The organism is Streptomyces bobili (assembly GCF_002154575.1).
GTDB lineage: Bacteria > Actinomycetota > Actinomycetes > Streptomycetales > Streptomycetaceae > Streptomyces > Streptomyces bobili.
Genome location: NZ_MUBA01000026.1, coordinates 1 through 6,216 on the forward strand (window position 1 = coordinate 1; position 6,216 = coordinate 6,216).

6 protein-coding genes and 1 pseudogene are annotated in these 6,216 nt (G+C 69.6%); 2 read left to right on the forward strand and 5 right to left on the reverse strand.

The annotated features are described in order from the left end of the window. Window positions 1-205: pseudogene (locus tag BZL64_RS40805) on the reverse strand (PadR family transcriptional regulator); the annotation flags it as partial. 161 nt (window positions 206-366) lie between these two features. Between BZL64_RS40805 and BZL64_RS02920 the strand changes: the two are divergent. Next, on the forward strand, window positions 367-1,242 hold the full coding sequence (locus BZL64_RS02920; RefSeq protein ID WP_143662961.1) for a hypothetical protein: 876 nt from the start codon (window positions 367-369) through the stop codon (window positions 1,240-1,242). A 639-nt stretch (window positions 1,243-1,881) separates the two neighbouring features. Next, entirely contained in the window at window positions 1,882-3,060 is a 1,179-nt protein-coding gene (locus tag BZL64_RS02925; protein ID WP_086765821.1) for an IS110 family RNA-guided transposase, read from the forward strand. Between the two features lie 48 nt (window positions 3,061-3,108). Here the strand turns inward: BZL64_RS02925 and BZL64_RS02930 are convergent, their stop codons facing one another. From BZL64_RS02930 to BZL64_RS02945, 4 genes are all read right to left on the reverse strand, one after another. Then, window positions 3,109-3,546, reverse strand: a complete 438-nt coding sequence (locus BZL64_RS02930; RefSeq protein WP_086765823.1) for a VOC family protein — start codon at window positions 3,544-3,546, stop codon at window positions 3,109-3,111. Window positions 3,547-3,915: 369 nt separating this feature from the next. Beyond that, window positions 3,916-4,758, reverse strand: a complete 843-nt coding sequence (locus BZL64_RS02935) for a class II glutamine amidotransferase (protein WP_086765825.1) — start codon at window positions 4,756-4,758, stop codon at window positions 3,916-3,918. 69 nt (window positions 4,759-4,827) lie between these two features. Next, window positions 4,828-5,250 carry a DUF7144 family membrane protein gene (locus tag BZL64_RS02940; RefSeq protein ID WP_086765827.1) on the reverse strand — a complete coding sequence of 141 codons (423 nt, stop codon included), beginning with the start codon at window positions 5,248-5,250 and terminating at the stop codon, window positions 4,828-4,830. Between the two features lie 292 nt (window positions 5,251-5,542). Beyond that, complete coding sequence (locus BZL64_RS02945; protein ID WP_086765829.1) at window positions 5,543-6,082, reverse strand: DUF2269 family protein; 540 nt, start codon at window positions 6,080-6,082, stop codon at window positions 5,543-5,545. Window positions 6,083-6,216 lie beyond the last annotated feature (134 nt).

Sequence of the window (6,216 nt, forward strand, 5' to 3'; positions counted from 1 at the left end):
CCCTGGGTCCGCCCCGCCCTCGACCGCCCCAGGGCCCCGGCCCGAACCCGGGCCCGAAGCCGCCGAAACCGCCGGGGCCGCCGGGGCCGCCCGGCCCACCCGGACCGAAGGGCCCGAAAGCCCCCCGCACACCCTCGAAGCCACCCCGGCCGCGCCGGGAGAAGCCGTCCTGTCCATGTCCACGCTCGTATCCGTGGGTACGCATCGCCATCACTCCATTCAGTCGGTCGTTGATCGATCGCGATGCGTCAACGATATATCGGTACTGTTCGGATGGCAAGACCCCGCCTCTGCCCGGTGGCTGACCCGTCTCACCGAAGGTCGGTCAGCCTTACGAACTCCGTTGCAGGGCCCTACCTTTGAGTCATGGAAACTCGGCGTCCCGGCTCGCTTGCGGAAGTTGTCTTACCCGTGACAGCCGGATGGCGGCTGCTGTTCGTGCCCAGCAGGGCCCGCGAGCTGGCTGCCATGCTCGGCGGGAGCATCATGGTCCCGCCGGTGGTCGCAGCCCCGCTTCTGCTGGGCGCGCTGGTGGCCGCCGTGCTCTCGGGGAACTCACTCTGCTGGGGCTTTTTCTGGGTCCTACTGGCGCTCACGGTGGTCGCAGTGATCGTGCTCGCCGTGGCCATGATGTACGCCACGGTCTCCCTGAAGGTGCGGTGGATCGAGTTCCGCCCCCTGGGAACTCCGGCCCAGGTCGTGATCGCCCGCTTTCTGCGTTCGTCGACCATGGTGATGGCTGATCTGCAGCGAGTGGTCGTCATCGAGCGACTCAGCCTGGGGCAGCGACGGTCGATCAAAGTGGTGTTGCATACCGGCAGCGAGACGGTGGAGTGCGAACCGGGGACGTTCGCACCGTTCTCTCGGGTCGACGCACAGGCGCTGACCGGCTGGTTGACCGAGCAACTCGGCCAGGTCCAGGTGGCGGTGGAGCGTCAGACGGAGGTCAAGCGAGACTTCCTGCGTCCGGACGAGTGGTGGACCCGGTCCTACACCGCCGAGCTGTGGCGGGTACCCGTCGGCGAGGTCGACGACATGGCCGCCCGACGCGGCGTCGAAATCTACCGGTACACGCCCCGGGCAGGAGCGATGTCGAGCCCTGGCACTTCGGTCACCGTCTACGACCCGGGCCGGGCCCACGACGTCGCCGAAGAACTCCGCGCGGAACGAGCCGCCGGCCAGGCCGCCGCCAGCACGGCAGGCCCCGGCCCGGCCGAGGACGACGCAACGGATTCCCGCTGACTCGGCCGGGCCGGTCCTGACCCAGTTCGGAGACTGCACTCCATGAGCGGGCGGATGGCATCGCCTGCGGTGGTGACGAAACCGTCGAAGTCAGCCCGAAATCCCCTCCGTGAAGCCGCAGCGGCCCGGCGACGAGGTCCGTACCGCCGTCGACGCGGCGACCAAGCCGGCCGCACGACTCGCCCTGGCCCTGGCCCTGGCCCTGGCCCTGGCCTGACCCTGGCCGCCGTCCATGCCGGCCCGGCCGAAGGCAGTGCGTGAATGCCAGCTCGATGACGTGGACCGGGGCAATCGCCGCCTGGTCCTGGCCGGCCGCGCCCGCCCGCTCGACGACCTCACCCGCCAGACGACCCTTGGCCAGCCCCGTCGCCGTCAGCGCCGGCCTGGCTCGGGGCCATCTGCCTTGACCTGCGGCGGTCAAAGTTCCCTACGTTGCTCTGCGGGACGTGGTGAGCCCTTCGTATGGTTCATCCACCCAGGGGCGTCGGGTGTGGCTTTCAAACTTCTGCCACTTGTGGCTTCCATCGATTGGCCGCCCGACGGCTGCCAATTGGGAATTGCGAATGATCGCTACGTAGGGAATCGACAGCGAGGTCGTCCGTGGGAGGCGCCAGCAACACCACCACACGGAGGCACCACATGGCCGGCATCGACGCAGGCAAAGCCCACCATCACTGCGTCGCGATCGACGAGAGCGGCCGCCGGCTGCTGTCGCGACGCGTCGCCAACGACGAACCCGAACTGCTCGAACTCCTCGCCGACATCCTGGCCCTGGGTGACGAGGTGACCTGGGGCATCGACCTGGCCGACGGCGGAGCCGCCCTGGCCATCGCGCTCCTGGTCAACCGCGACCAGCCGGTCCACTACATCTCCGGCCGGGCCATTCACCGCGCCTCCGAGAGCTACCGCGGCGAGGGCAAGACCGACGCGAAGGACGCCGCCATCATCGCCGACCAGGTCCGCGTCCGCCGCGATCTGCATCCGCTGCGGGCCGGCGACGACACCGTCATCGATCTCAAGATCCTCACCGGCCGCCGCATGGACCTGGTCGCCGACCGCACCCGCACCGTCAACCGCCTCCGTGCCCAGTTCACCGGCATCTTCCCCGGCCTGGAGCGGGCCCTGGACCTCACCAACACCGGCCCGCTCACCCTGCTGACCGGCTATCAGACCCCCGCGGCTATTCGCCGGATCGGCGTCAAGCGGCTGGAGACCTGGCTGCGCAACCGCCACGTCGTCCGCCCCGATCGGCTCGCCGAAATCGCTGTCCAGGCCGCCGAACGGCAGCACACGAGCCTGCCCGGCGAGAAGCTGGCCGCCACGTTGGTACACACGCTGGCGAAGGAAGTGATGAGCCTCAACCAGCAGGTCGCCGAGCTCGACAAGGCCATCGAGACCCGGTTTCGCGACCACCACACCTTCGAGGTGATTACCAGCATGCCCGGCCTGGGCATCATCCTCGGCGCCGAGTTCCTGGCAGCCACCGGCGGCGACATGACGGCGTTCGGCACCGCCGACCGTCTCGCCGGCTTCGGCGGCTTCGCCCCGGTGCCCCGCGATTCCGGAAAACTGAGCGGGAACCTGCGCCGTCCGCAGCGATACAACCGCCGCCTCCAACGCGTCTTCTACACCTCGGCGTTGTTCAGCATCCGCCACTGCGAGGAATCCCGGCGCTTCTACGATCGCAAACGTGCCGAGGGCAAGCGCCATACCCAGGCCGTCCTGGCTCTCGCTCGCCGCCGCGTCAACGTCCTCTGGGCCCTTCTGCGCGACGGACGGCGCTACGAGCCGGCTCCGCCGGCAAGGGCTGCCGCATAGAAAGGGACGCGACACGCTGCGCGCGGCCAGTTGGCCTGACCGACCCCGTCAGACCAGGCAAAACTCGTTACCCTCCGGGTCTGCCATCACCACGTGATCCGGCCTGCCCTGCAACTCGTCCTCGCGGACCACGGTCGCGCCCGCAGCGGTCAACCGCTCCACCGCCTCGACCACGCGCGGCCAGCGCACCTCCCACGGGGTTTCACGGCCGCCACCAACTTGCACGTCGATATGCAGCCGGTTCTTCGCCACCTTCGGCTCCGGCACCTTCAGCAAGGACAAGGTGGGGCCCACGCCGTCCGGATCTGAGAGGTACGCCCCGTCATCCCACTCGTCCTCCGGAACCTCATGATGCGAGAACCACTCCTCCCAGCTCCCGAACCCTGCGGGCGCGGGCTTCTCCTCGTAGCCCAACGCCAGCGCCCAGAACGCGGCCAGTTTCCCCGGGTACGCGCAGTCGATCGTCAAGCTCCACTTGGTCGCCATGAGCCCTCCCCAGTCGGATGAACGGACTGTACCGCGCACCTCCGACATCTCCTGCCCGCTACCTCAAGCGTGCGCCGCGGCTTGACGAACGGCATTAGGAATCGATGAGACAGACAGCCGAGTGGTCAAGGTTCGGTGGGACTGACCAACCTTCGGTGAGACGGGACAGTGGCTGACCGGGGCGAGCGAGCTGCCAGCGAGCAAAGGCCTCGCATCGACACATGGTGCCGGACGCACTGTGGAGGGCTCGGCGCGCAGGAGCCGGCCAACGGTCGGTCAGTCCGTCAGCCGGCCCCACCGGCTGTCGCTCCCCGAGTGGTCCGGTACACGCTCCGCGGGTGCTCCCGGCCTGTTCACGCCGGGGCCCGCTCAGGCCAGGGCCGGCTCGCGTGGCGCGAAGGAGAACATCTCGTCGCCGTCGGGCTGGACCACGCCGCAGGTGCCCTCCGGAACGGCGTTCCAGGCGCCGGGGAGGTCACCGAGGGGCTCGGACACGATGAGTCGGGTCCCGCCGGAAACCTCGCGAAGGAACTCGAGGTCGGGATGGAGGGCGCGCAGGGTGTCCACCTGGGTGCTGTAGAACAGCGAACGCGAGGCTTTCTGGCTGGAGTAACGGAAGCCCCACAGCCGTTCTCCGTCGGTCACGGCGAGCGTCATCTGGAGCGGGAACTCCACTCCGTGCTCATGGCCGGTCCGCTCCACCAGGCCCGCCATGCGTGCCACGGCGCCCGGCGGGTCCTGTTCCAGACCGAAGGTGAGGGCCAGGTAGAACATCATCTCCGAGTCCGTCGAGCCCTCCATGTCGAGGAACAGCTCAGGGTCGACGGCCAGCGCGAGGTCCCGCCGCATGCGGTGGAACTCGGCGATCGCGCCGTTGTGCATCCACATCCAGCTGCCATGGCGGAACGGATGGCAGTTGGTCTGCTGCACCGCGGACCCCGTCGAGGCACGGATGTGGGCGAAGAAGAGGGGGGACCGCACATGACCGGCGATCTCCCGCAGATTCCGGTTGCTCCACGCCGGGCCGATGTCCCGGACGATCGCCGGGGTCCGCAGGTCCGGCCCGTACCAGCCGACTCCGAAGCCGTCGCCGTTGGTCGTCTCGACCCCCATCCGGGAGTGCAGGCTCTGGTCGATGAGTGAATGGGCCGGCTTGTAGAGGATCGTCTCGAGCAGAACGGGCGTTCCCGAGTAGGCGAGCCATCGGCACATCGCGCGCCGCCTTCCTGGCCGTTCGGACGCGCGCGGGCGGCGGCCGGCCGCCCGCGCGCGCGGGCATCACTAGCGCAGCGAGGCGGTGTCCGACCGCGACACGCACAGCCCCCAGATGACGAACCCGGCGAAGGCGATCGTCACGACGGACCACACCGGGTAGTACGGCAGCGAGAGGAAGTTGGCGATGACGATGAGTGCCGCGATGGCCACCCCGGCGACGCGGGCCCACATGGATGCCCGGAAGAGCCCCAGACTGACGAGCACGGCGACCACTCCGAGCGCCAGATGGATCCAGCCCCAGCCGGTCAGGTCGAACTCGAAGACATAGCTGCGAGTTGTGACGAAGACGTCGTCCTCGGCGATCCCCATGATGCCACGGAAGATGTCCAGGATCCCCGAGAGCATGAGGATCACTGCGGCGAAGACCGTGAGCCCCTGTGCCCAGTGCTGCTTGGCGGTCCCGGTGTGCGAAGTGTGAGTCGCGCTCATACCGTCGCCTCGATTCGGTGTCGTGGATGATCAGCGGCCGTAGGCAGGCGCGGAGGCCATGGGCCAGGGCCGGGCCGGTCGGGATCGGTTCCTTCACGCGCCGCGCGATCTGCGCCCGCGATGATCCTGATCGCCCGCCCTCCGCAAGCCCGGTCGTGGCGCTCACCGCCACTTCTCGTCACGCCTTGGGCAACGCTCCCTCCAGCATCCCAGCGTCCCGGCGTGTGCGCGCGGTGAAGGTTCGCGGCGGGGGCGGACGGCGACTGCACGCACGCACGCACGCACCAAAGGGTCAGGCCGTCTGACGGGCGCGCCCCGCCCTCGCCTGTCCGCCGGCCTCCGCCTCGCGGAGCCGCCGGCCGCGACGAGTGAGCCCCCACGGCTTGAGGATCGATACGACGGTCATGAAGACGTAGGTGGACAGGGAGACGACCGGCCCGAACAGGACGTCACCGGCGTCGGGGAGCGTCTCGCCCGCGGCCACGGCGGTGACCGCCGCGTTCACGCCGGGGCGCAGCGCGAAGACGGTCGCGGCGGTCGTGGCCAGGGTCAGCCAGAACTTGGTGAACACCCAGCGGTGCCGCGCCAGTCCCCACGGAGTGCCCAGCGAGAGCACCAGGCCGCTGAGGAGCGTGAGCGCGGCGACCGGCAGCAGCAGCCAGTCCGTGAACAGCTTCATGGCCCGGACGGACGCCTCGACGGTGGCCGGCGACCCGGTGGTGGCCGCGGCCGTACCGAGCGCGAGCAGCCCGAGCGTGAGCCCGAGCCAGCTCGCGGAGGCGGCGACATGGACGACGAGGTTGGCCCGGCGCACCGGGCGGGTCAGCTTCACGCCCACCACGCTGCCGGTCGGCGCCGCCCGGGTCGTCCCACGGCGGGAGTAACCCGGCGTACCGGCACGGGCGTACGTCGACAGCGGCCCCGTCATCCGGCATCCGGCACCCCGGCACCCCAGCACCCCAGCAC